Source organism: Sphingobium sp. TomTYG65, from assembly GCF_055395525.1.
The window spans coordinates 518,298-542,306 of sequence record NZ_AP027331.1; the positions used below are offsets into that span (position 1 = coordinate 518,298).

The following is a 24,009-nucleotide window of genomic DNA, read 5'->3' on the forward strand; positions in this document are numbered from 1 at the left end:
TCAGGGCTTCCGGACGGCGCGGTTCAGCTTTGCAGTGCCGGTCAGGACCGGATCGGCCGCAGACGTGCCGACTTCAACCCTCACTTCCTCGGCAGGCAGAACCCAACGCTGCGCCTTGGCGTCGAAGTCCGCCAGAACGCGCATATCCGCCGTCACCGTGACCTCCTTGCTCTCGCCCGGCTTCAGGTCAGGCTTGGCCCAACCGACAAGCCGCTTGGCCTTGCCGGGCCGCGTGACATAGACCTGAGGCACGTCGGCACCCGCGCGCTGGCCGCTGTTGGTGACGGTGAAACGCACGGTCAGCGCCTTGCCGCCGGTCGTCTTCAGCCCGTCGTAGCGGAACTGCGTGTAGCTGAGGCCATGGCCGAAGGGATAGAGCGGCTTCAGACCCTTTTTGTCGAACCAGCGATAGCCAACATCCGATCCTTCCGGATAGCGGATCTCGAACGGCTTCGTACCAGCCTGAATGCCGTAAACCGCGCGCGTTTCCTTGTCCGCCGGAGGAGCGGCCGAACCCGGCAGCACCGGATTTGGCAACTGGTCGACCGATGCCGGGAAAGTGACCGGCAGATGGCCCGACGGATTGACCTTACCAGTCAGGATGCGGGCGATGGCCGTTCCGCCACGCTGGCCGCCATACCAAGCCGACAGGATGGCGGGCACCTTGTCACGCCAGGGCATCAGCACGGCATTGCCGGTTTCCAGAACCACCACGGTCTTGGCATTCGCGCCAGCGACCGCGTCGATCAGCGCATCCTGCCCTTCGCCCAGCAAGAGATCGGGCTGATCCACCGCTTCGGTGGCAAATTTTTCGGCAAAGACGATCACGACGTCCGCCGCCTTCGCAGCAGATGCGGCGGCCGCTGCATCCTTGCCGTCCAGATAGCTGATCTGCGCGCTAGGCAATTCGGCGCGCAGGGCGTCGAGCGGCGCGGTGCCGCCGTAGCCGCGCTTGGCGAAACCGGCAGCCGGACCGCTTTCCGCACCCTTGCCGACGCGCTTGAGGCCACCCACAGGGTTGACCTGGCTCGATCCGCCGCCACCGGGCACGCCGACATCGGCATTGCCGCCAACGACCAATATCTTCTTCGCCGATGCAGCCAAGGGCAGGATGCCGCCCTCGTTGCGCAGCAGGACAATGCCCTGCTCGGCTGCACGCTGCGCGACTTCGGCATTGGCGTCATAGTTGATCGGCTGGCCCGGCTTGAGCGGATTTTCGGCCAGGCCATGCGCATAGATGGCATAGAGCACGCGCCCGGCAGCCTTGTCGACGGCGGACTGCGGAACTTTGCCGTCCTGCACCGCCTTGACGAGCAGATCGGAGAAATAGCGCTTGCCGTCGAGCTGCTCGCCCGACTGCTGGTCCAGCCCGGCCAGGATCGCCTCGGTCGAATGGACCGCGCCCCAGTCGGACATCACGAAGCCCTTGAAGCCCCAATCGCGACGCAGCACATCGTTCAGGAGAAACGCATTCTCGCAAGCGTAGGTGCCGCCAACACGGTTATAGGCGCACATGACCGAACCGGGATTGCCGCGCTCGATACCGATTTGAAAGGCGAGCAGGTCGCTTTCCCGCATCGCCGCCTCGTCCATTTCCACAGAGGCGACATTGCGGCCGGTTTCCTGGTCGTTGAGGGCGAAATGCTTGATCGTGCCGATGATGTTGTTGGACTGCACACCGGCAATCTGGCCGCCCACCAGCACGCCACCGAGCAGCGGGTCTTCCCCCAGATATTCGAAATTCCGGCCCGCGCGAGGATCACGCACAAGATTGACGCCGCCCACTAGCATGACGTTGAAGCCCTTGGCTCGCGCCTCCGACCCAATCATCGCCCCGCCTGAACGGGCGATTTCTGCATCCCAGCTAGAGGCCAGCGACAGGCCGGAGGGCAGAGCGGTCGCGACATCGCCCTTGCGCATTTCCATGAGGTTCGAAACGCCCAGGCTCGCGTCGCTCTCGATCAACCGGGGCACGCCGAGGCGCTCGATCCCCTCGATGAAGCCAGCGCCGATCGTCACACCCTGCGGCCTTTTGGCGGGGGGCAGAATCGACGGCATGGGGCCATGGAGCAGAGTGATCTTCTCTTCCGGCGCCATTTTCGCGAGCGTTTCGGCAGCACGCCGATCAGGCGCGCGCGTCGAAGTCTTCGCTTGCCCGATGAGCGGCGTCAGCATCGTGCCCATGGCAGCGAGGCACAAGAGCGACGTTGTCTTTTTCATGATGATGAGCCCTCTCCGGTCATGGACATATTTCGGATCTTGATAGTTCGGTTTAAATAGACTCGCGTCAGCATGGCGTCAATATTCGATCGGTTGCGTTCGATTTATTTTCGAACGGCCATTGCTTATAGCGGATGTCTGAGCCAGAGATGTGACCATGGCCGCGACAAAGATCCAAAAAGCATTCACGCCCAAGAGAGGCAGACCCGACGCGAAGCAGGTCGCCGCCATCGATGAGGCAATTCTCGCCACCGCCAGCCGCATGTTCCTGGAGTCAGGGTATGACGCTGTGGCGATGGAAAATATCGCGACGGCGACCGGCGTGTCGAAGGGCACGCTTTACGCGCGCTATCCGTCGAAGGAAGCCTTGTTCACGAAGGTGATCCAGGATCGCGTCGATAAATGGTCGGCCGTGTCGTCGCAGGAAGATTATCTCCTCACGGACGATATCGGCGAGCGGCTGTACCATCATGCGCGCACCATCGCCCGATCATTTCTGCAGACCGACGTTCAGGCTTTCAAGCGCCTGACGCTCGCTTATCGGGACCGGTTCCCCGAACTGGCCAAGGCGCTTTATGAGGCCGGCTATATCTACATCGTCCAGCTTATCAGCCGCGACATTCAGGAGGCGGCAAGGCGCGATGGGATACCGGTACGCAATCCTGATGTCATTGCCCGCCTGTTCGTATCGACGATTTCGGGATGGGAAGTTCAGGAAAGCAGCGGCGGGCCGGTCGCCGAAGAGGATATATTGAAGGCCGCCCGCGACACAGTTGATCTTTTTATGGCCGCACGCGCAAGTTGGTGACTTGAATTTAGAACGATAGCGTGCGATATAGATGATCTCGAAAATGGAGGATCCTGATTCATGCGTCTTTTGATTCTTGCTACGGCAGCCCTCGCCATTGCGACGCCTGCTCTGGCGCAGACCGCCGCGTCGGCACCCGCGGCTGCTGCCGTCAAGGGCAAGCTGAACACCACTGACACCGATCTGGGCACGCTGCTCGACAACCCTGCCGCTAAGGCGATCGTCGAAAAGCATATCCCCGGCATGACGACCAATGATCAGGTCGAAATGGCTCGCGGCATGACGCTGAAGGCGATTCAGCAATATGCCAGCGAAGAAGTCACGGACGCCCGCCTGGCTGCGATCGACGCAGATCTGGCGAAGCTGCCCTGATTTTACGACCCCGGGTCGCACAGAGGAAGGGCGCGCAAGCGCCCTCAGACTGCTGACAAACCCCGTCGTTATTGCGGCGGGGTTTTCTTTTGAAGATTTTGCGGTGCTGGTTTTGTGAGAATGGCGGTGGGCGATCTTGTTCAAGCCGGGCGGGGGTTTGGCTGGCGGGTCAGGGCGAGGGCGATCTTCTTGATGTTCTGGGCGGCTGCGGCGAGGAGGCACTGGCAAGCGACCCTTATTCGGCCTCGGAAGCGCGCATAACGGTGACCATGTAGCTGCTTGGCGTCGGCGAAGGAGCGCTCGACGGTTTCCTTGCGGCGCTTGTAGACGGCCTTACCCCAGGGGGTGAGACGATGGCCCTCGCATCGGTCCCTGGCGTCCTGCCAGACATGGCGGGTGATGACGCGTTGGGGCTTGGCGGCGCTGGTGCAGGAGGCGAGCAGCGGGCATTGCCGGCAGATCGCAGGATCAGACTTGTAGTGGCGATAGCCATGGCGATCGGTCGTGGCATAGGGCAGCAGCTGGCCTTCGGGACAGCGATAGCTGTCCTGGTCCGGTTCCCAATGGAAGCGGCTCTTGCGCATCATGCCAGGCTTAGGCGGGGTCGGGTTGCGATAGCCGGTGACACCAAGAATGCCGCGCTCCTCTAGCCCTTGAGCAATGCCCGCAGTGGCGTATCCGGCATCGAGCCCCACCGCCGCGACAGGAAAGCCGAAGCGCTCGCGCTGCCGGTCGAGGCGTCCGAGATAGACGATCGAATCATGCACATTGGCAGGCGTGGCAAAAGTATCGGTGATGATCCCTAGCCGCCCGTCCACGGTGCGGTGGTCGAGATAGAAAAAGCCCTTGGGCTTGCCGTCCCGGACCATATAGCCGCTCTCCGGATCGCTGCGCGACAGCTTGGTCTCGGCCTCAACGGCCCTGCGCTCCTTAGGCTTAAGCGGCTTGAGGCCGCGTTCCCGTCGCTCCTGGGTAATCGCGGCGTCGAGCGCCTCCCAATAATCCGAGCACGATTTAGCGACGACTGCCTTGTCATATTTGTTCTTGTTGGCGTTGGCCTTAAGGTGGGTGCTGTCGGTGTACAGCACGGTACCATCCACCAGGCCATGGCCGATCGCCTGCTCGACAATCCGGTCGAATATCTCCTGCGCCACACTCGTGTCGCCATAGCGGCGCCGCCGGTTCTGCGACAGCGTCGAGGCATCGAAGACCGCATCGGTCAGCCGCAGCCGCAGGAACCAGCGATAGGCAACGTTGACCTGGATCTCGCGGACAAGTTGCCGTTCCGAGCGAACCCCAAACAAATAGCCAAGGAACAGCGCCTTGAACATCAGTGTCGGATCCAGCGCAGGCCGCCCATTGTCAGAACAGTAAAGCGACGCCGTCAGCTCGTGGATGAACGAAAAATCAATCACCGCGTCGATCTTGCGCAGCAGGTGATCCGCAGGAACCAACTCCTCGAGTGTCACTATCTCGAGCGCAGTCTGCTCAGGTCCAGGCTCTCTCAGCATAGCCTACAGAATCACAAACCCCCAGCTCACGCCAGGGGTTTGTCAGCAGTCTGAGGGCGCGCAAGCGCCCTTTCTTTTTGCCCGAAACATTTGTGCATTTCAGGCGCACGCGCCTGCGCTCTGCCACTGCCCGATATCTTCGTGCATGCAGCCTCATTTGAATGGCGCGCTCAGGATTCGGGCCCCGCTCTCCCCAAGGCCGAACAGGCACTCTGCCTTCTCCGAACCGCGGCCAAGCGTCGCAGGCAAAGAAAAGGCCGGCATATAGCCGGCCTAGTAGGTGTAGGAGAGTGCCTGGAAGGCAGTCCCCAATTGAACGTCTATGTTCGATTGGTCAAGCGATAAGTGAGTAAACGCTAATATCGCCTCACTATGTGGGGAAAGGATCATCGTCCCCCGGCTGAGGCGGCGTCACGAACCGGGCGGCGCGCGGCGCGATCCAGCGTTCGATGCTCTCCACAATTTCATAGATCACCGGGACGAAGATGAGCGACAAGGCGGTGGACGTGATCAAACCGCCGATCACCGCGAGCGCCATGGGCTGACGGAACTCCGCACCCTCCCCTATCCCGAGCGCGGTGGGCAGCATGCCCGCCGCCATCGCGACGGTCGTCATCACGATCGGCCTTGCACGCTCACGGCACGCATTGCGCAGCGCCTGCGTCATCGGCGTTCCCGCCCGTTCCTCCTCGATCGCAAACTCGACGAGCAGGATCGAGTTCTTGGCGCACAGCCCGAGCAGCATCAGCAAGCCGATCATGGCGGGAAGGTCCAGCGTCTTGCCAAAGAGGACAAGCGCGGTGAAGGCGCCAAGCAGCGACAGCGGAAGCGCGGCAAGGATCACCACCGGCTTGAAGAAGCCCTTGAACAACAGAACCAGGACGGAGAATGTCAGGCCGATGCCTGCAACGATGGCGATCAGGAAGCCGCCGAACAATTCAGCCATGGCTTCCGAATCGCCCTCACGCGCTTGCTGCACGCCCTTGGGAAGATTGCGCATCACCGGCAGCGCCGCGACTTCTTCCAGCGCCTGTCCCAATGTCCGCCCGGCGATCAGGTCAGCTTCCACCGACACGCGGCGTTCCCGGTCATACCGCACGATCTTTCCGGGACCGGCCTTGAACCGGATATCGGCGACGGCCGACAGCGGCGTCGTCTGGCCATCGAGTGTCGGGACCCGCAGGTTGGCGATCGTATCCAGATCCTGACGCGATCCTTCCGGCAGGCGCACGCGTATCGGGACGCGTTCGTCGCCATCGGAATATTTGGCAACGCTGGCGTCTATGTCACCGATGGTTGCGACGCGCAGGACCTGCGCCAGGGTGCGGCTATCCACGTTGAGGCGCGCAGCCTCCTCCGGCCGGGGCGTCACGATCAACTCCGGACCGGCAGGCGGAGGCGCAGGGCGCGGATCCGAAATCGACCGCACGCCACGCATCTGGCGCAACAATTCGATCTGCGTGCGCTCCAGCGCCTGCCCATCTTCTCCCGCCAGCACGATGCTGACACCCGCACTGCCGAACGAACCCTGGTTCGACAGGCGAATATCGGGCACATCGCGCAGCTTGGGCCTTATGATCTGGCGGAACTGGTCCGTGGTGACGTCGCGGTGCTCCTTCAGCACGACCGTCAAGGTCCCCGACCTCAGATCATCGCCGTCGCTAAAGCCCCCTGCGGTCGAACCAACCTGCGCAAAGACGCGCTCGACGGCGGGTTCGGCCAGCAGCATCTTCGTGGCTGTGTTCACCGCGCGCGCCATGTCCTCGCGCGTGGCGCCGGGAGGCCCCTGCACCGCCACATAGAGATAGCCGGGATTGCCGACCGGCTGGAAACCCACTGGCGTAAGGCTGGCGAGCAGCAGCGACAACAGGAAAATGCCTGCACCGATCGCCATGGTCATCCACCGATGCGCCAGCGCCCAATCCAATATGCGGCCGTAGATCGGATTGACCGGCTGCTTTTCCCGATGCGTCCTGTCCTTCAACGGCACCAGGAAATAGGCGGCCATCAGAGGCGTGAGCAAACGCGCGACCACCAGGGAGAAAAGCACCGCGACAGCGACGGTCAGGCCGAATTCGCGGAAAAACTGTCCTGCCTGGCCCGGTATCAGCGAAACCGGCGCGAACACCGCGATGATCGTCGCCGTGGTCGCAATGACCGCGAGGCCGATGGCGTCGGCCCCGATCAGCGCGGCGCGATAGGGGCTTTCCCCCGCCTCGATGCGCTTTTCGATATTTTCAACTTCCACGATGGCGTCATCGACCAGGATGCCGATCACCAGCGTCAGCGCCAAGAGCGTGATGCTGTTGAGGCTGAAGCCCATGGCGGACATCATCACGAAAGTCGGGATCAGCGACAGCGGCATGGCTACGGCAGCGATGATCGTCGCCCGCCAGTTACGCAGGAAGAGATAGACGACGAGGACGGCGAGGAAGATGCCCTCGATCAGCACATGCTGGGTCGAAGAGAAGCTGCGGCGGGTGGAATCGACGGTGGAAACCAGCTTGGTGAAAATGACGCCCCGATGATCCGCCTGAAGCTGATCGATCGCCTTGACCACCCGGTCTTCCACGCTGATGTCGCTCGCATCGCGCGTCTTGCTGACCTGGATCGCGGTCACCGGCCTGCCGTCGAGACGCGCGAAGCTACGCTGCTCGGCCGCGCCGTCGCCAATCTCGGCAATGTCGGACAGGCGCACATAGCGGCCCTGGACAGGGATGGAGAGCGCCCGCAACCGGTCGATCGTAATGGACGATCCCAGCACGCGGATCGTCTGTTCGACCGCGCCGACGTCCGCGCGGCCGCCCGGATCATCGCTGTTGAAGGCGGCAAGCGCATTGTTGACCTGCGGCGCGGTCACACCGAGCGCGACCATGCGCTGCGCATCCAGAACCACGTTGATTTCGCGCTCTGCGCCGCCGATCCTCCGGACCTGCGCCACGCCAGCTTGAGCCTGCAAAGCGCGGGTGACGACCTTGTCGATGAAGCGCGACAATTCGGTGTCGCCCATACCTGGCGCGCTGACCGCATAGGTCAGGATCGGCGCGTTATCGATGTCCAGCCTCTGCACCAGCGGCGGATCGATACCGCTAGGCAGTTCGACGCGCGCCCGCTCCACGGCAGTGCGGACGTCATCCGTCGCCTTCTGCATGTCGCTGTGGAGCTCGAATTCGACCGTCGTGGTTGATGAGCCGAGTACGGCGGTCGAGCTGATATGCTTGACCCCGGCCACGCCGCTAAGGGCGTTCTCTATGGGGCGGGTAATCTGATTTTCAACTTCGCTGGGCGCAGCGCCATTTTGCGTGACGGTAACGCTGACGACAGGGAAGTTCACATTGGGGAACTGCTTGATGGGCAGTCCGACATAGGCGACGATGCCCGCAATCGTCAGCAGGATGAACAGCGATACGACCGGAATCGGATTGCGAATGGCCCAGGCGGAAATGCGCATGGCTTAGGTTCTTCCGCCGGGCGCAGTCCGGACCCGGTCGCCTTCCAGCAGGAACGCGCCGCCGCCCAGGACCGCTCGGGCGCCGGGCTTCGCGCCGCTCAATATTTCGACCATGCCCGCTGCACGCCGTCCCGTGCGCACCGACACGCGATGAACGCGGTCGCCCTTGTCCAGCAGCAGCATGTAAGCGCCGTCCGCATCATAATGCACCGCCTTTTCAGGGGCCGCCAGGACAGCCGTGCTTTCCTTGACGAAACTGGCTTGGGCAAAGCCACCCGGCCGCAGATCGGGACTGACGGGCAGGGCGATGCGGGCCCTCGACAAGCCGGTCTGGTTATCGACGCGCGCGCCCAGCAGGCGCACCCTGCCGTTGATCTTCGCGCCCGACGCCAGCGTAACGACAGCAGGGTCGCCGATGGCCAGAGTGCCCATCGCCGCTTCGGCAACTTCGGCATCCAGTTCCACCAGATCGTCGCGTGCGATGGTGAACAGCACCGTGCCCGATGCGGAGGGTTCGCCCGGCCGGGCGGAACGCTGAAGCACGCGTCCTGCGACAGGCGAACGCACGATCAGCCGCCGCTGCCGCGTCAGCAGATCGTCAAGCTGCGCCTTTGCCACGCCGACCGCCGCCTGCGCCGAACGGGCCGCTATCCGTCGCTGATCGATCGCCTCCTGCGAAAGCACGCCCTGATTGTCGAGCCCAGCAACGCGGCCTGCCTCCATCCGCGCCTTTTCATAAGCCACCTGCTGCTGGCTGAGCTGCGCGCGCGCCTGATCTATCTGGGAGCGCAGCAGCGTGTCGTCCAATATGGCAAGCACCTGCCCCGCGCCGACCCGGGCGTCTTCTTCCACCAGCACGCGAGCGATACGGTAGCCTGACAGTTCCGGCGCGACCGCCACTTCCTCCCGCGGGATCAGCCGGCCCGAAGCGCTAAGCCCGCCATCCAGTGCGCGCTGCTCGATCCGAGCGACGGTCACGGTGGGCGGCGGCGGCTCCTTCGCGCCGTCCTCGCCGCCGCCGCATGCGGCGAGCAGCAGCGTGAAGGGCAGCGTCAGGGCAATGGGACGCAGCTTGATGGTCACGGCATTTCCTTGGACTGGATCGGCAGAATGATGGCGGGTTGGTCGGGGGCGGTCGCCGGGTCAGCAGGGCTCCAACCCCCGCCCAATGTCCTGTACGCGGCAACAATGTTGTTGAGCGCCTGCGTCCGCGCAGTGGTGAGCGCCCGGCGCGCCGCACGCCAGGTCTGTTCGGACTGCAGCAGCGTTGTAAGGTCGGTCAGTCCTGCCTGATAGCCCTTGCGCCCCGTACTGAAGGCGAAGCGCGCCCGCTCTTCCGCCCGTGCCAGATCGGTGAGCCGCGTTCGGTCGGCGGTGACAAGAGCGAGCGCTATGTCGGCGTCGCGGAAGGCCGCCTGCACCGCTGCCTCATAACTGATGACCGCTTGCTCCCCCTGAGCCTGCGTCGCGCGCAGTTGCGCCATCAGGCGCGTTCGATCCAGTATGGGCAGGCTCAACCCCGCGCCCAGCGACCAGAGGCTCGACACGCCTCCCAGCGCGCCCGAGGTACGGCTGATGCTGCCGGTCCCCTGAAGGGTAAAGCGCGGAAAGAGCGCCAGCCGGTCAACCTGCACTGCGCTCGCCGCTGCCGCCAGCCGCGCTTCCGCCGCGAGTACATCCGGTCGGCGGGTCAGCAGCGTTGCGGGCAAGAGCGGCGGGACCGGCGGCGGCGTATCGAGCCGCGCTTCGATCGGCAGGCTTTCGGTCGGCGCATCGGGCCGCCCCACCAGCACCAGCAGCGATCGCTTTGCATTGCGCAATGCGGTTTCAACGCGCGTCAGTTCTGCCTGCGCCGTCGCGACATCGCCTTCCAGCCGCGCCGTCTCCCCCGCTGCGACCAGACCATGATCGCGGCCGAGTTCGGACGCCCGCGCCAAATCCCGCGCGATCCGCAGCACCTCCTGAGCATCGTCACGCTGCACCGCGAGCCCGCGTGCGTCGAACAAGGCGCTGGCGACGTCGGCAGCCAGACTGAGACGCGCAGCATGATAGTCATAGGCGGCCGCCACATAGCTGGCCCGCGCACCCTCCCCAATGGCGGCGAGCCGCCCGAACAGGTCCAGCTCCCAGCTCGGACTGAAGCTCAGCGACTGACTATCGCTCCTTGCTGTCGAACCGAAGGCATCGGTGCCCGACAGCTGACTGCCATCCTGCACCTTGGCCGAACCGCTCACCGCCCCTGTGGGCAGGCGTTGGGACAGCGACTGATCCCGGATGGCACGCGCCTCCCGCAGGCGAAAATAGGCGGACCGCGCATCCGTATTATAGGCCAATGCCTCGTCCACCAGCGCCGAAAGCTGCGGGTCGGCGAAGCGGTCCCACCATCTGTCCAGCGGTTCCGACGCAGCCCCAGTGGCAGGAGCCGCCTCAAACCGTTCAGGCAGGGCAAGCTTCGGCCGCGCCAGCTCAATCGATGGGGCGCAGCCGCAAAGCGCGGCGCAAAGCAGAAGCAAAGAGGAGCGCAGGCCCAAAGGCGGCAAGCGACGAACTCCGATCATGACGGTTGACCTCTCCGATAGCGGAGTGAATAAAAGAAACAAGATTGTTTATTTTCGAACCATCGATTTTTTGCCAGGGACGCCGCCCATGACTGACAACCCGCCCGCTCGCCGCCCAGGCCGCCCCCGCCGCGAGGAAAGTGCGGAAATCGAGCATCGGTTGGTCGAAACCACCATGCGCATGCTGGTCGAACATGGGCCCAGCCTGACGATGAACACGATCATCACGGCTTCCGGCCTGTCGCGGAAGACGGTGTACGCCCATTATCCGAACAAGCCCGCCCTCTTCGCCGCGGTCGTGCGGCAAATGCTCGGCTACGCGCTTCAACCCTTGGCCGTGCCGCCACGCGATCGCTGGCAGGAAAGCCTCCTTTCCTTCGTCGAACAATGCCTCGCTGAAGTGTGCGAGCCCTATGCGACGGCGATGCGGCGGCTGTTGATGCTGAACTCATCATTCTTTGAGGAAGCGCGGCCGCAGATCGAGCAAGTGGTGGTGCGACGCTATCTCGATCCTCTTGCCGCCTATTTGCAGTCGCTGGTGGATCAAGGGATCTTGCCCGATCAGGATGTGGGATTTGCAGCGGAATCTCTGACCAGCCTGATCCTGTCGGAATCACATCGCCGCTTCTTTCAGGGTGAAGCAGATGACAGTGTCGATGCCGTGCAGCTCAACCGTCATGCGCGGCGGCTGACCGCCTTGTTTTGCGGCGGCATCACAAGCCCCGCCGACCTCTAGAGCTTCGGTTTTTCCCGAACATCATTCCGGTCTGCGGGCGCCCATTCGCAAGATGCGTTACGGAACGTCCGGTTACAGAGTCATTTCGCACGCGATCGTTCAGAAAAATTGTTGCCTGCGTTGGTGACTCCGATATAGTGCACGCAAACGGCCCAAGATCACGAGAGCCGTTTTAACTGAAACATACCTCTTGGGGAGGATTATCGATGCGAATGAAGCGCGTTAAGCGCACGGCGCTCCTGTGCGCCAGTGTCTCTGCCTTTGCCGTACCGGGCGTGGCTTTCGCCCAGGCGGGTGCAGAAAATCCCAACGCCGACATCATCGTCACGGCCACCCGCCGCGAAGAACGGTTGCAGGACGTTCCGATGTCCGTGAACGTCGCTACGGGTGAACAGCTCGAAAAGTTCAAGATTTTCGACGTCAAGGACGTCTCCCAGCTTGCGCCGGGTCTTCAGCTGACCAACACGACCGGCCGCAACAATACGACCACCCTGCGCGGCATCACCTTCGATCCTGATCAGGGCACCGGGCCTGCAGTTCAGACCTATTATAATGAAATCCCTACGGATGCGCAGACGATCTTCACTGCGATCTACGACATCCAGCAGATCGAAGTTCTGCGCGGTCCCCAGGGTCTGTTGCGCGGCCTGTCGGCTCCCGCTGGCTCGATTACCATCGCCACGCGCAAGCCGAGCTTCGACGGCCCTGAAGGCTATTTGCAGGCTACCGGCACCGACCGGCACGCCTACAACGTCCAGGGCGGCGCCTCACTCGCCTTCAATGACACACTCGCGATCCGCGTTGCCGGGGTGGTCGATGGCAACCGCATCAACCAGGTACGAAACGTCAACACGGACCAATATTCACGCAGCCGTACGGAGAGCGGACGCATCACTCTGGGCTGGAAGCCAAGCACCGACTTCACCGCTTACCTGACCTATCAGTATCTGCATGCGGACAACCGCGTGTTCCAGCAGGTCGTGGGTGACGGCAATACGCCGCTTGGCATTTACCGGACTGTATTCGGCACGCCCTCGATCTTCGTTCCGCCCGCCTTTGGAGGCGGTCCTTTCGCCACCGACACGAGCGTGACTTCGGGTCCGCCACTGAGCGTCTCCGACCGCGGCTCCGTGCAGGAAGGCATCTTCCGCAACCAGAATGAAACCCATCTTGTCAACCTGCAGTTCGACTATGATCTTGGTCCGGCGACGCTGTCCTTTGTCGGTGCCCATCAATACAGCAAGTTGCAGATCTCCCGTGACCTGGATTCTGCGAATGCCATTCCGGGCTATATTCAGACGTCGAACGTGACCACACCGTACAAGGTCGATACGGCCGAACTGCGACTGAGTTCGAACAATGATGAAGGGCTTGGCTGGGGCGTCAGCGCATTCCGTTCCAAGCAGACCGGTACGACGTTCGTGGATCAGGATAGCAGCCTGCTCCTATACACTGTCTCGCCTACCGCGCAGGTTAATCCGCCCTGCGCACTGGTTGGCGGGGCTGCCGCTGGGTGCCCGGGCTTTTTTGCGCCCTACACCATTCCCAATCGATTGCCACTCAGGGCCTTGGTTACGGTGCCAGTGGACTCTCAGGTTTGGTCTTTTGCCGGGAATCTCCGCTACAAGACAGGCCCGCTGACTGTTCAGGGCGGCGTTCGCTACTCAATACTGAAGAAGGTGCAAACCACGCAGCAGCAGCTCGTCGGCTTCTTCAATACGCCTAACGTCGAGATTATTCCCCCAGCACTTCAACGCACCAAGAACACGCCGATCACCGGCGGTGCGACGATCAACTATGAAGTGACGCCTGATCTGAATATCTATGCCGCCTACGGCCATTCATTCCGTCAAGGCAGTTCAAAGGTCGCGGGTCCGGCTGTCGTTTCGGCCGATCTCATCCGCACCAATCCGGAAAAGACTGACTCGGTCGAAGTCGGCGTGAAGGGCGCGTTGTTTGATCGCAAGTTGAACTATAGCGTCGCGGCATTCTATCAGAAGCTCAACGGCTTCCTCAGCCGCTTCAACAGCATCTACTGGTCTTCGCCTAGCAATCCGGGCCAAACCAGCGGTGGCTTCGACTTCAACTATAATGGCGATGCGACGATCAAGGGCGTTGAAGCCTCCATCAATGCACGGCCAACACCCGATTGGGATCTGAACGTCAGCGCCGCCTACACCAAGGCTCGCTGGGACAATGCCCGACTGCCCTGCAATGATTATGCGGGCACTGGAACGCCCAACACCACTGGTACGCCCGCGGTTACCGGCCCTGGCAATGTCAGCTATTGCAACAGCAGCGACAAGCTGGCCAACACGCCTGACTTCAGCTTGAATGCCAATACGGAAGTCCGCTTCCCAATGGATACCGTCACGCCGTTCGTCAGCGCGCTGCTGACCTACACGCCAAGCTATTACTGGTGGCAGTCGCAGTATCGCTTCAAGCATCGTGAGCTGGTCAACCTGTTTGTCGGCGTCCGTTCAAACGACGACAAATGGGAACTCAGCGCCTTCGCGAAGAATGTGCTCAATCAGAAGCGCATCACCAATATCTCGCTGGGCGAAGTGCAGACCAACGCTGTCGTGGCTGGCTCCTTCCAGTCGGGTTACAGCACGGTGAACGTGACGAACCCACGCGAAATTGGCGCGACCTTGACCTTCAACTGGTAGCAGCTTTCCGGCTAGCCCTCAGGGGAGAATGCCGGAACTGCGAGAACTGAACCCTGTCCTCGCCTCCGCGAGGGCAGGGTTCTGCTTTTTGGGCCGACACTCCCTTTCCTCCAGCTCCGCCCTTGCGCAGACCGTTGCGGATCAGCATGGAGGCCACGGCCGCGCCGGTGAGGCCGCATGTTCAACGAAGCCAGGGAAGCCAGATTGACCCAGCCACCCGCCGTCCCTGCCAAGCGTGCAGGCCGCCCGCGACGGCTAACGACCAGTCAGCTGGTCGAGGCGGCGATCGCCCTTGGCCTGGAGGATTTGACGATGTCTGCGCTGGCGGAACGGCTCGGCGTGCGTGTCGCAGTCCTCTATAATTATGTGAAGGGCCGCGAGGAACTGATCAGCCTCGCTGCGCGCCACGCGATCAGCACTCAGCCATTCCCCGAGGATGTGGGCCAGGACTGGCGCGACTACGCCCTCGCCTATGCCCGCGCGGCTTATGACCTCTTCCGCAGCGACGCCCAGCTATTGCCCTTGGTGATGAACGGAAAGCTCAGCCCCGCCATCAAGATCGACAGCGTCGAAAGCTGGCTCGAAACCATGACGAAACATGGCTTTGCGGCCGCGGAAGCGCTCAGCATCCTGAAGGCGATCGACACTCTGGTCATGGGATCGGCGGTACTTGCGTCCCATGCGCGATCCTACGCCGCGGATTATTCCGCGAGCGTGCGTGACACGGTGAACAGCCGCCCGACTGCCGAACTGCCCCTGTTGGTCGCCAACCTGGAGAGCTTCGCGGCGATCGTTGACCCGGAAAATTGGGAACGATCGCTTCAGATGTTGCTCGACGGCATCGACGCCCAGAAGCGCGTCGGCGGCACCCCTCGCAGCTAGTAGCGCCCGACGCTCACAAGCGGCAAGCGGTTACGCCGCTAGTTCTGGCTCCCGCACAATGGCGGCGCTTCCCTGACGGTAGGCCGTGGGAGAGTCCCCGGTCCATGTCCGGAACGCCTGGCGGAAAGCATCGGAATCGCAATAATCCAACCGGACGGCGATTTCCTCGATGGACATGCCGGTCCTACGCAGCAGATGCAGGGCCAGCTCACGGCGGCAGCTTTCGCGCACCTGCCGATAGCTTGTGCCCTCCCGCGCAAGTTGGCGGCGCAGCGTGGCTTCGCTCCCGCCCAGGCTGCTGACGATCTCGCCGAAAGCGGGCAAACGGCCGGCATTTCGCAGCGCCGCCATCGCGATGCTCCGGACACGCATTTCGGCAGGCTGCCGATCCGCTTCCCGAACGCCGGACACGAACAACAGATTGTTCACCGGCCGCCGGTCAAGCTCATCGCCAGTCCGGACGACCGGATAGTCCAGCAAGGCGGCACTGAAATCAAAGCCGCTCCATCCTTCGTTCAGCCGCACCGGAAAGGGCAATTCGGGCAGGTCGAGGGCGCCAAAAACATCAGCCGAGTGGCTCAGCCAAGCGTGGCGAACAGGAATACGCAGGTCGATCAGCCAACCCAGCAAGCCATGTATCTCCATCATTCCAAACAGGTCGATCAGGCAGCGCGCGGGCGTCGATCCGCCCGAACGGATCGCTTGGAGTTGCAGCTGTGCGCCGTCGCCATGCGTGCGCAGCGTCATCTTGCCGCATCGCCAGTCGATCGCCTCGAAACATTCGCAACAGCGCATGATCGCTTCGCGCAAGGTTCGTGCCCCGGTCAGGCTGTATAGAACCACCCGCCAGTCGCAGGGGCGCAAGGTTTGATGCCCCGCCAGCAACGCATCCCTCCCCGCCAGCTCATTGGTGGCCCTGCTGGTAATGCGCGCGAGATCCGTGACAGGCAGGTCGCACAGTGACAGCCCCTCATCTTCCGCTCGCCCTACATGGCGGAACAATGGGGCGGTGGATCCGAAGACATCGGCATAGATCGCCAGAACACGTTCGGCGACGCTTTCGGCCAAATGCCATTCGCTCTGTCTGGGCTCTGCGGAGCGCACCTTCTCTTCCCCTGATTTTCGATCACTTTAGCGGATATGGGTGATGAGATAAATCTCCCAATTATCGGACTTTCAAAAAGAGGCTGCCCGAAAAAGCCGCGCCCCCTGATCGAAATTGGGGTGGCCGATGATCGGGAGAAGCGTCATCTGAAAGGGCTAAGCCGATTACTGAGCGTGCGAGAGGATATATGAAGGTGAGAGAGGACGCCGAGGGCTGTTCCACGGACCACATCAGCGCGGTCGCGCCCTGGCCAGGCGTGCGAAAATGAAGTTGCGCACCCTTTCCTCGCTCACGCTTGCAGGTGCTTGCCTGACGCTGGGCCTCAGCATCGCGTTCAACGGGGCGCGGGCGGACGAAGCGCACAGCAGCACCCCGGCCAGCCAGCTTCGGCGATTGACCGAAAGCCAGTATCGCAGCGTAATCGCGGACATTTTCGGACACGACATCAAGGTTGTCGGCCGGTTCGAACCCGATCTGCGCATCGATGGGCTGCAAGCGGTCGGCACCAGCGCGGTTTCCGTCACGGCTGCAGGGCTGGAACAATATGAAGGGCTGGCGCGCAATATCGCGGCCCAGGTGACGGATGAACAGCACCGGGCCAAGCTGGTCGGATGCGAACCGTCGGCCGCCGACAAGGATGGCGCTGCCTGCGCTCGCCGCTTCATCGAACATGTGGGGCCGCAGCTTTACAGGCGGCCCATGGCGGCAGCGGAAATCACCGCGCTGACAAATGAGACGGTTTCCGCCGCCAGCACGCTCGGCAGCTTCCACGCCGGTCTGGCCGCGACGCTCTCGGGCATGCTGACCAGCCCCGAATTCCTGTTCCGTGTCGATCGCCCGGCCCCGTCGCGGCGGAGTGTCGATGCCTGGTCGAAGGCCAGCCGCCTGTCCTTCCTTCTCTGGAACACTACGCCCGATCAGGCGCTGCTCAACGAGGCGGCCAGCGGCGCGCTGGATACAAAGGCCGGCCTTGCGAAGGCGGTCGACCGCATGATCGCCTCGCCACGCTTTGAACAGGGGGTCCGCGCCTTCTTCACCGACTATCTTCGCCTGGACGGCATGGACGAGTTGGCGAAGGACTCGCTGATCTATCCCGCCTTCTCGCGCACGGTTGCGACCGGACTGCGTGAGCAGACGCTCCGCACGATCAATTGGCTGCTGGTCGAGCAAAAGGGCGACTATCGCGATCTTTTCACCACGCGCGCCATCGCCATGAACCGGTCGCTGGGCCCAATCTACGATATACCGGTGACTAAAGCCGATTGGTACATTCATGAGTTCCCGCAGGGCGATCCCCGCGCCGGGCTTTTGACGCATGCCAGCCTTTTGTCGCAGCACTCGCATCCGGGCCGCACGTCCCCGACATTGCGCGGCGTGGCGCTGCGGGAAATATTCCTGTGTGAAAAAATCCCTGCCCCGCCCGCCAATGTCAATTTCGCCGTGGTACAGAATGTCGACAACCCGACGCTGAAAACCACGCGTGCGCGACTTCAGGCGCATCTTGACGATGAGGAATGCGCGAGCTGCCACCGCAAAACCGATCCGCTTGGCCTTGGCCTGGAGCAGTTCGACGGCGCGGGCCAGTTCCGCAAGGTCGAGCATGACGAGACGATCGACGTCACCGGTGATTTCGAAAAGCAGGCGTTCGATGGCGCTGCGGCGCTGGGCCGTCTGTTCCACGACAATCCGCGCGTCAGCAGCTGCCTGGTCCAGTCGGCCTGGCGCTATGCGCATGGCCGCAATCCGGCTAAAACCGACAGCGCGGACATTGCGCGGTTGAATCAGAATTTCACCACGGACGGCTACCGCTTCACTGCCCTGATGCGCGCCATAGCGCTCGATCCGGCGCTCTTTGCGATGCCGCGCCTCGTACCGGATCGCCGCGCCGCGATTGTCCGTAGAACCAAGGAGTCTGGCTGATGGTTGATGGAACGACTAGGCGGGGATTCCTGCTGCGGGGCGTACTCGGCGGGGGTGCTGTCACCCTCGGACTGCCGTTGCTGGACGCTTTCCTGAACGATAATGGCACGGCCTTCGCCGCCACGTTGGGCGGAGGCAGGCTGCCGGTGCGCTTCGGCACCTGGTTCTGGGGATGCGGCATGATCCCCGACCGCTGGCAACCCAAGACAGTGGGCGCGGACTATGACCTGCCGCCGCAATTGGCGCCGATCGCCAAGGTGAAGCAGCATGTCAGCGTCCTGACCGGCTTCGACGTGCTGCTGGATGGGAAGGGCAACCTGCCTCATCTGTCGGGCAATACCGCCGTGCGAACAGGTGCGCCGACCGACGATTGGCTCGGCATCCGCGCCCCCACGCTGGATGTGCTGATCGCCGACGCGATCGGCGGCGGTTCCTTCTTCCGCTCGCTCGAACTGTCGGCGGACGGTGATTCGCGCACCAGCTACTCCTTCCGCGACGGGCGCAGCATGAACTCCGCGACGCCCAGCGCGGTTGAGTTCTACCGCAAGATTTTCGGGCAGGATTTCAACGATCCCAACAAGGCGGATTTCACGCCCGACCCCCGCATCATGGTACGCCGCAGCGTATTGTCAGGCGTGACGGAGCAGCGCCAGGCGCTGCAAAAGCGTCTGGGTGCTTCCGACAAGGCCCGGCTCGATCAATATTTCACCTCGGTCCGCGAGATGGAAGGAAAGCTGGCGCTGCAATTGCAGAAGCCCCCGCCGGCCGAAGCCTGCGTCGTGCCGCAAGAAGCGCCCGCCGTGTCGGGGGACATCACCGATGTCGATCGGCGGAAGAATAATCATCGCCTGATGGCGGAAATGCTGGCGATGGCGCTCGCCTGCAACCAGACGCGCGTGTTCAACATGACCTTTTCCACCGCCGCCTCCGACTTGCGGCAAGCGGGTCAGACGACCGGCTATCATCAAAGCACGCATGAGGAACTGATCGACCGCTCCATCGGCTATCAGCCGACGGTCGATTTCTTCGCCACCCGCAACATGGAAGCCTGGGCGGACTTCGTTTCCGCGCTGGCCGCCGTCAAGGAAGGCGATGGCACCCTGCTCGACAATATGCTGGTCTTCGCGCATTCGGACGTATCCTATGCGAAAAACCATGACGTCCTGGGCATCCCTGTGATGCTGGCGGGCAAGGCCGGCGGAAAGGTGAAATCCGGCTTGCATATCCAGGGCGGTGGAGAGACGATCAGCCGTGTCGGCCTGACCCTTCAGCAAGTGATGGGAATGCCTGTGGATTCCTGGGGGCTCGACGCCATGAACACCAAACGGCCGGTGAGCGAAATACTCGCCTGACGATGACAGCAACAATGAGGCAAAAGATGAAGCGATCCTATTCCGCGGCTTTCCTGGCGTTCGGCATGCTGGCCAGCTACGCCGCCTACGCTGCGGCGCCTGCAGTCACCAACGCGATCAAGGCCCGCCAGGCGAGCTACAAGGAGATCGGCGGAGCATTCAAAAGCATCAATGACGAGCTGAAGTCGGGCGCGCCCGACATGAACAGCGTCAAGCCGCTGGCGCGTGACATCGCCGCACGCGCCGCACTGCTGCCCAAATATTTCCCGAAGGGCAGCGGTCCGGAGGCCGGTCTCAAGACCCGCGCCAAGCCCGAAATCTGGAAGGATAACGCCGCCTTCGTGAAGCTTCAGGGCGACATGATCACCGCCGCGCGCGCGCTGGACGCTGCCGCCGCGAGCGGCAACGTTGCCGGCCTCAGCGCAGCACGAAACACGCTGGGCGGCGCCTGCAAGAGTTGCCACGACCGTTTCCGCGCGGAGCTTTGATGGCGGAGGCGGACATGAGCAGCGCGCCTGCGCGCCTGCGCATCTGGGACCTGCCAACCCGTCTGTTCCACTGGACATTGGTGCCCCTGCTGGGGCTCGCCTGGTGGACGGCGGAAGAACGGATGCTCGATTGGCATCGGCTCGCAGGATACAGCATCTTCACGCTGCTGCTCTTCCGCCTCATCTGGGGCGTTGCGGGCAGCAGCACCGCTCGCTTTTCCCATTTCGTGGGTGGGCCCGGAAAGCTGTTCCGCTACGTGCGCGGTCATATGTTCAACCGGGGGGCGGCTCCGGCGCCCGGTCATAATCCGGTTGGCGGCTGGAGCGTTTTGGCGATGATTGCGCTGCTGGCGACGCAAGTCGGCCTCGGCTTCTTCTCGGTCGATATCGACGGCATGGAATCCGGCCCCTTCGCCTATCTGGTCGATTTTGACACCGGACGGGTCGCGGCGGAATGGCACGCGTTTGTCTTCAACATCATCCTGGCGCTGACGGCCCTGCATGTCGTGGCGATCCTCTTTTACCTGATCCATCGCCGCGATAACCTTGTCGGCCCGATGATCAGCGGATCGCGGCGATGGACTGGCGAACAGCCGGTTTTGCGTTTCGCGCCTGCATGGATGGCGCTAGTGATCTTCCTGCTGGTCGCAGGCGGCACTTGGTTGCTGATCGCGCAATTCGGCCGGGCCTGATCACAGAGCAAAGAATTATCGGAGAAGTGTAATGAACAGCAGACTGAAGGACCGCCGCATCATCGTTTTGGGCAGCGCCACCGGCATTGGGGCGGCGACTGTCAAGCGCCTGGCCGAAGAAGGCGCGCGGGTCTGCGCCGCCGACATCAATCTGGCCGGTGCAGAAGCGACTGCACAGGCGGCAGGCAACGGAGCTTTCGCCGTGCATGTCGATATTTCGGACGAAAAGTCGGTCAATGACGCCGTTCAGGCGGCCGTCGACCAGCTTGGCGGTCTGGACGGCGCGCATATCAACGCTGCCGATCTGCGCGTGATCATGGAGGATTCCGACGCTCTCGCCCTGGACCTCGCCGTGTTCGACCGCACGGTCGCGGTCAACCTGCGTGGGCACCTGCTGTGCACGCGCGCCGTTCTGCCGCATCTGCTGAAGAACAAGGAATCGGCGATCGTTTACACCAGTTCCGGCGCCGCCCATGGCGCTGAGCCTACCCGCCCTTCCTATGCGATGACGAAGGCGGGGGTGAACGCCCTGATGCGTCACGTCGCGTCGCGCTGGGGCAAGGAAGGGCTGACGGCCAATGTTCTTGCACCGGGTTTCACCGTTACCGGGGAAATGAAGAAGCAGATGGAAGCCAACGGCCCTGAAGCGGAAAAATGGGCGAACTTCTACATGGCGAAGACGCCCCACACCCGGCTGGGCGAATCCGAAGATCATGCCGCGGTGGTGGCCCTGCTGCTTTCGGATGACGGCCGCTGGATCAGCGGCTCGATCATTGACGTGAACGGCGGTTCGCTGATGCGCGCCTGATCATAGGCCGGTCTCTCTTTGAGGACCGGCTTGCTCAAAGGCCTCCTCCCCTCAACCGGGAAGGAGGCCTTTTCTGTTTGTCCATTACAGCGAGCTGAACTCGGATATGACGTCTGAAGCGTCCTGATCCCGTCAGGCCTGCAGATGCTTGGCCAGATGCTTGTTCATCTCGAACATGCTGGCCTTCTTGCCGCCGAAGATTTTCTCCAGCTTGTCGTCGGCCAGTATCTCACGCTTATCCTTGGGATTTTGAAGGTCATTGGCCTTGATATAAGCCCAGATCTTCTTGACCACTTCGCTGCGCGGGATCTTCTTGTCTCCGATGATGTCGGCCAGCTCGGGAGAGGGCGTCACAGGCGCGGTGATACCCCCGCGCGCGCCGCCAGTGGGCTTTCCCGTCTTCTTCACCTTGGCGACCGCCGCTTTGGTTTCCTGCTCGCCACGCTGTTCACGAGTCCGCGCCATGAAAATCTCCCTTGCTAAACGCTTGGCAGTTGATGATCAGGCTAAGTCGTGAGGAGCGAAAAAGTTGCCTGAAAGCGTGCAATCATTGGCGCTCAGGGCACTTTCCCGACCGTATCCGCAACATAGGCTTCGCGCTCGCCCATCGGCTTGGGATGGCCGACCGTCGTATCCTCAGCCGTCTGATGTTCGATCTCGCTGTTCAGCTCGGCTCCCAGGATCAGGATATAAGCGGACAGATAAAGCCACATCAGCGTGACGACCACCGCGCTAAGCGCACCATAGGTCGCACCATAATTGCCGAAGTTCGCTGCATAAATGCCAAAGCCCAGGCTGACCGCCAGCCACCCGGCCGTCGCCAACACCGATCCGGGTGTCAGCCAGCGCCACTGCGCATGATGCCGGTCGGGCGCATAGCGGTAGATCATGCTCAGGATCATGCTCGCGGCAAGCGCAGCGAGCAGCCAGAAGCCGACGCGGATCGCCGTTATGATGATGTCAGGTGCACCGGGCAGCAGCTGTTCCAGAAATGCCAGCGCCGCGATCGCGAAAATGGCGACCACCCCGGCAATCAACAAGCCGATCGTTATCAGACAGGCGAGCCCCGTCAGCTTGATGAAGCTGCGGCTCTCGTCCTCATCATAGGCGATGTTCACCGCCGTCACGATCGCGCTCGCCCCGTTCATCGCGCCATAGATGGACAAGGCGAGCGAGGCGATCAGGCCGAAGCCCTTCTTGCCAGCACCGCTATTGGTCACCGACAATAGTTGCTCGCCGATCAGACGCGCAGCTTCTTCTGGCAGCAGCCTGAACAACGATCGGAGATGGTCGGCAATGGTCGAAGGATCGGCGAACAGGCCATAGCACAGCACCAGCGCGGCCAAGGTCGGAACGAAGGCCAGAAAGCCGTAAAAGGCGACCCCGGCTGAAACCAGCCCGACATTGTCGGTGCTGCTTTCATTCCAGGTGCGGAGCAGGATGTCGCGCCACGCCTTGCGCGGCATCTCCCGCGGGCTTTGCGCCGTCCTGCCCCGGCCGCTTTCCTGTGCTGGCATGTTCACTCCCTTCTCTGTCGGGGAGCAAACATTTGAGAGGCCGGACTGATCCAGAGCCTAACCTGTCTTTGCGACTATCGCCCGTCCAGCGCCCGCACGGACACCTGCAACCTATCGAGCAAGGGCAGGCTGCGCACGACATTGCCGCTGAGTTCGCTCGCCGGCCGGCGGCAGAGTTGAAGCGCCGCTTCCGCCATTGCCTCCACCGGCTCGATATGGTCGCGCTCGTCCCATCCACCGACCGCCAGCGCTCCCTCGCTGGCAACCGCGCCGACGGGCGCCAGGGAATTCACCGCGATATTCTCCCGCGACAGCTCCACCGCCCAGCCAGCGGTCAAACGGTCGAGCGCCGCCTTGGTCGTGCCATACAGCGTCGCATGGCCATCCCGATTGAAGCGGATATAGCGATCATCCTCATCGTAAGGCGCCGGTGGCGGCAGGTCCGCCGTTGCGCTCGAAATATTGAGGATCCATCCCTCTCCCTGCGCACGGAGATGCGGCAGCGCCTGCTGGGACAGTTCCTGCGGCGCATGCAGGTTCATCTGAAAGGCCAGGTGGAAATGCTTCGGCTGCGCCTCCCAGATCGGTACGAAGCGGGACCAGGCGGCATTGTTGACGAGGATGTCGAGCCCCCCGAAATGCTCCACTGCAGCAGGCACGATCCGCGCCCGATCAACAGGATCAGCCAGATTGGCCTGGATCGGCAGGCACTCGCCGCCAGCGGCCCTGATGTGCGTTGCCGTTTCGGCAAGCGAGCCGGTCAGCTCGCCCCCGCCCGGCTCCAGGGTGCGCGCGACGATCGCGACCTTTGCTCCCTCGGCGGCGAAGCGGCGGGCGATGGCAGCGCCAATGCCACGGCTCGCCCCGGTGATGATGGCCACGCGGCCGTCCAACAGCTTCATGCTCCTCCCCTCCCGTTC

General features: G+C 62.7%; 19 protein-coding genes. 10 read left to right on the plus strand and 9 right to left on the minus strand.

What is annotated here, in order from left to right; all coding sequences use genetic code 11:
• The gene (locus tag ACZ5Y5_RS16205; RefSeq protein WP_464811523.1) at positions 1-2,220 is read right to left on the minus strand and encodes a glycoside hydrolase family 3 C-terminal domain-containing protein; all 2,220 of its coding nucleotides are present in this window, start codon (positions 2,218-2,220) and stop codon (positions 1-3) included.
• Between the two features lie 157 nt (positions 2,221-2,377).
• Here ACZ5Y5_RS16205 and ACZ5Y5_RS16210 point away from each other — a divergent pair, with 157 nt between their 5' ends.
• Positions 2,378-3,028 carry a TetR/AcrR family transcriptional regulator gene (locus ACZ5Y5_RS16210; protein ID WP_464811524.1) on the plus strand — a complete coding sequence of 217 codons (651 nt, stop codon included), beginning with the start codon at positions 2,378-2,380 and terminating at the stop codon, positions 3,026-3,028.
• Between the two features lie 60 nt (positions 3,029-3,088).
• Positions 3,089-3,400, plus strand: coding sequence for a hypothetical protein (locus ACZ5Y5_RS16215; RefSeq protein WP_464811525.1), 312 nt, complete (start codon positions 3,089-3,091; stop codon positions 3,398-3,400).
• A gap of 140 nt (positions 3,401-3,540) precedes the next feature.
• Here the strand turns inward: ACZ5Y5_RS16215 and ACZ5Y5_RS16220 are convergent, their stop codons facing one another.
• From ACZ5Y5_RS16220 to ACZ5Y5_RS16235, 4 genes are all read right to left on the minus strand, one after another.
• Positions 3,541-4,911, minus strand: a complete 1,371-nt coding sequence (locus ACZ5Y5_RS16220; protein ID WP_464809024.1) for an IS1182 family transposase — start codon at positions 4,909-4,911, stop codon at positions 3,541-3,543.
• Positions 4,912-5,281: 370 nt separating this feature from the next.
• Positions 5,282-8,362 (minus strand): efflux RND transporter permease subunit, encoded by a 3,081-nt coding sequence (locus tag ACZ5Y5_RS16225; protein WP_464811526.1) that lies wholly within the window; start codon positions 8,360-8,362, stop codon positions 5,282-5,284.
• Between the two features lie 3 nt (positions 8,363-8,365).
• Positions 8,366-9,445 carry an efflux RND transporter periplasmic adaptor subunit gene (locus ACZ5Y5_RS16230; protein WP_464811527.1) on the minus strand — a complete coding sequence of 360 codons (1,080 nt, stop codon included), beginning with the start codon at positions 9,443-9,445 and terminating at the stop codon, positions 8,366-8,368.
• Positions 9,442-10,920 (minus strand): efflux transporter outer membrane subunit, encoded by a 1,479-nt coding sequence (locus tag ACZ5Y5_RS16235; protein WP_464811528.1) that lies wholly within the window; start codon positions 10,918-10,920, stop codon positions 9,442-9,444. The genes ACZ5Y5_RS16230 and ACZ5Y5_RS16235 overlap by 4 nt, the downstream gene beginning before the upstream one ends.
• Before the next feature lie 88 nt (positions 10,921-11,008).
• On the opposite strand from ACZ5Y5_RS16235, the gene ACZ5Y5_RS16240 reads away from it, so the two are divergent.
• The 3 genes from ACZ5Y5_RS16240 to ACZ5Y5_RS16250 all read left to right on the plus strand — a co-directional run bounded on the left by ACZ5Y5_RS16240 (position 11,009) and on the right by ACZ5Y5_RS16250 (position 15,207).
• Entirely contained in the window at positions 11,009-11,656 is a 648-nt protein-coding gene (locus ACZ5Y5_RS16240; RefSeq protein ID WP_464811529.1) for a TetR/AcrR family transcriptional regulator, read from the plus strand.
• Between the two features lie 212 nt (positions 11,657-11,868).
• Entirely contained in the window at positions 11,869-14,325 is a 2,457-nt protein-coding gene (locus tag ACZ5Y5_RS16245) for a TonB-dependent receptor (protein WP_464811530.1), read from the plus strand.
• 204 nt (positions 14,326-14,529) lie between these two features.
• Positions 14,530-15,207: a TetR/AcrR family transcriptional regulator C-terminal domain-containing protein gene (locus ACZ5Y5_RS16250; protein ID WP_464811531.1), complete on the plus strand. Its 678-nt coding sequence runs from the start codon at positions 14,530-14,532 to the stop codon at positions 15,205-15,207.
• 30 nt (positions 15,208-15,237) lie between these two features.
• On the opposite strand, the gene ACZ5Y5_RS16255 is transcribed toward ACZ5Y5_RS16250, so the two are convergent.
• A complete protein-coding gene (locus ACZ5Y5_RS16255; RefSeq protein WP_464811532.1) occupies positions 15,238-16,311 on the minus strand; it encodes a helix-turn-helix domain-containing protein in 1,074 nt (357 codons plus the stop codon).
• Positions 16,312-16,576: 265 nt separating this feature from the next.
• Between ACZ5Y5_RS16255 and ACZ5Y5_RS16260 the strand changes: the two genes are divergently transcribed.
• The 5 genes from ACZ5Y5_RS16260 to ACZ5Y5_RS16280 are packed head-to-tail and all read left to right on the plus strand — an operon-like array spanning position 16,577 to position 21,572.
• Positions 16,577-18,232 carry a DUF1592 domain-containing protein gene (locus tag ACZ5Y5_RS16260; protein ID WP_464811533.1) on the plus strand — a complete coding sequence of 552 codons (1,656 nt, stop codon included), beginning with the start codon at positions 16,577-16,579 and terminating at the stop codon, positions 18,230-18,232.
• Positions 18,232-19,584 (plus strand): DUF1552 domain-containing protein, encoded by a 1,353-nt coding sequence (locus ACZ5Y5_RS16265; RefSeq protein WP_464811534.1) that lies wholly within the window; start codon positions 18,232-18,234, stop codon positions 19,582-19,584. Before ACZ5Y5_RS16260 ends, ACZ5Y5_RS16265 begins: the two co-directional genes overlap by 1 nt.
• Before the next feature lie 26 nt (positions 19,585-19,610).
• Positions 19,611-20,072 carry a c-type cytochrome gene (locus ACZ5Y5_RS16270; RefSeq protein ID WP_464811535.1) on the plus strand — a complete coding sequence of 154 codons (462 nt, stop codon included), beginning with the start codon at positions 19,611-19,613 and terminating at the stop codon, positions 20,070-20,072.
• 14 nt (positions 20,073-20,086) lie between these two features.
• Positions 20,087-20,764: a cytochrome b/b6 domain-containing protein gene (locus ACZ5Y5_RS16275; protein ID WP_464811536.1), complete on the plus strand. Its 678-nt coding sequence runs from the start codon at positions 20,087-20,089 to the stop codon at positions 20,762-20,764.
• A 31-nt stretch (positions 20,765-20,795) separates the two neighbouring features.
• A complete protein-coding gene (locus ACZ5Y5_RS16280; protein ID WP_464811537.1) occupies positions 20,796-21,572 on the plus strand; it encodes an SDR family NAD(P)-dependent oxidoreductase in 777 nt (258 codons plus the stop codon).
• A 132-nt stretch (positions 21,573-21,704) separates the two neighbouring features.
• Here ACZ5Y5_RS16280 and ACZ5Y5_RS16285 read toward each other — a convergent pair whose 3' ends face one another.
• The 3 genes from ACZ5Y5_RS16285 to ACZ5Y5_RS16295 form a co-directional block, all read right to left on the minus strand.
• Positions 21,705-22,037 (minus strand): SWIB/MDM2 domain-containing protein, encoded by a 333-nt coding sequence (locus ACZ5Y5_RS16285; protein WP_082919786.1) that lies wholly within the window; start codon positions 22,035-22,037, stop codon positions 21,705-21,707.
• Between the two features lie 92 nt (positions 22,038-22,129).
• Entirely contained in the window at positions 22,130-23,089 is a 960-nt protein-coding gene (locus tag ACZ5Y5_RS16290) for a YihY/virulence factor BrkB family protein (protein ID WP_464811538.1), read from the minus strand.
• A gap of 74 nt (positions 23,090-23,163) precedes the next feature.
• Positions 23,164-23,991 (minus strand): SDR family NAD(P)-dependent oxidoreductase, encoded by an 828-nt coding sequence (locus ACZ5Y5_RS16295; RefSeq protein ID WP_464811539.1) that lies wholly within the window; start codon positions 23,989-23,991, stop codon positions 23,164-23,166.
• Positions 23,992-24,009: the final 18 nt, after the last annotated feature.

Excerpts from the sequence above, each read along its gene's own strand:
- ACZ5Y5_RS16205 (WP_464811523.1), bottom strand. The coding sequence starts at position 2,220 with ATGAAAAAGACAACGTCGCTCTTGTGCCTCGCTGCCATGGGCACGATG.
- ACZ5Y5_RS16210 (WP_464811524.1), top strand. The coding sequence starts at position 2,378 with ATGGCCGCGACAAAGATCCAAAAAGCATTCACGCCCAAGAGAGGCAGA.
- ACZ5Y5_RS16215 (WP_464811525.1), top strand. The coding sequence starts at position 3,089 with ATGCGTCTTTTGATTCTTGCTACGGCAGCCCTCGCCATTGCGACGCCT.
- ACZ5Y5_RS16220 (WP_464809024.1), bottom strand. The coding sequence starts at position 4,911 with ATGCTGAGAGAGCCTGGACCTGAGCAGACTGCGCTCGAGATAGTGACA.
- ACZ5Y5_RS16225 (WP_464811526.1), bottom strand. The coding sequence starts at position 8,362 with ATGCGCATTTCCGCCTGGGCCATTCGCAATCCGATTCCGGTCGTATCG.
- ACZ5Y5_RS16235 (WP_464811528.1), bottom strand. The coding sequence starts at position 10,920 with ATGATCGGAGTTCGTCGCTTGCCGCCTTTGGGCCTGCGCTCCTCTTTG.
- ACZ5Y5_RS16240 (WP_464811529.1), top strand. The coding sequence starts at position 11,009 with ATGACTGACAACCCGCCCGCTCGCCGCCCAGGCCGCCCCCGCCGCGAG.
- ACZ5Y5_RS16245 (WP_464811530.1), top strand. The coding sequence starts at position 11,869 with ATGAAGCGCGTTAAGCGCACGGCGCTCCTGTGCGCCAGTGTCTCTGCC.
- ACZ5Y5_RS16260 (WP_464811533.1), top strand. The coding sequence starts at position 16,577 with ATGAAGTTGCGCACCCTTTCCTCGCTCACGCTTGCAGGTGCTTGCCTG.
- ACZ5Y5_RS16265 (WP_464811534.1), top strand. The coding sequence starts at position 18,232 with ATGGTTGATGGAACGACTAGGCGGGGATTCCTGCTGCGGGGCGTACTC.
- ACZ5Y5_RS16270 (WP_464811535.1), top strand. The coding sequence starts at position 19,611 with ATGAAGCGATCCTATTCCGCGGCTTTCCTGGCGTTCGGCATGCTGGCC.
- ACZ5Y5_RS16275 (WP_464811536.1), top strand. The coding sequence starts at position 20,087 with ATGAGCAGCGCGCCTGCGCGCCTGCGCATCTGGGACCTGCCAACCCGT.
- ACZ5Y5_RS16280 (WP_464811537.1), top strand. The coding sequence starts at position 20,796 with ATGAACAGCAGACTGAAGGACCGCCGCATCATCGTTTTGGGCAGCGCC.
- ACZ5Y5_RS16285 (WP_082919786.1), bottom strand. The coding sequence starts at position 22,037 with ATGGCGCGGACTCGTGAACAGCGTGGCGAGCAGGAAACCAAAGCGGCG.
- ACZ5Y5_RS16290 (WP_464811538.1), bottom strand. The coding sequence starts at position 23,089 with ATGCCAGCACAGGAAAGCGGCCGGGGCAGGACGGCGCAAAGCCCGCGG.
- ACZ5Y5_RS16295 (WP_464811539.1), bottom strand. The coding sequence starts at position 23,991 with ATGAAGCTGTTGGACGGCCGCGTGGCCATCATCACCGGGGCGAGCCGT.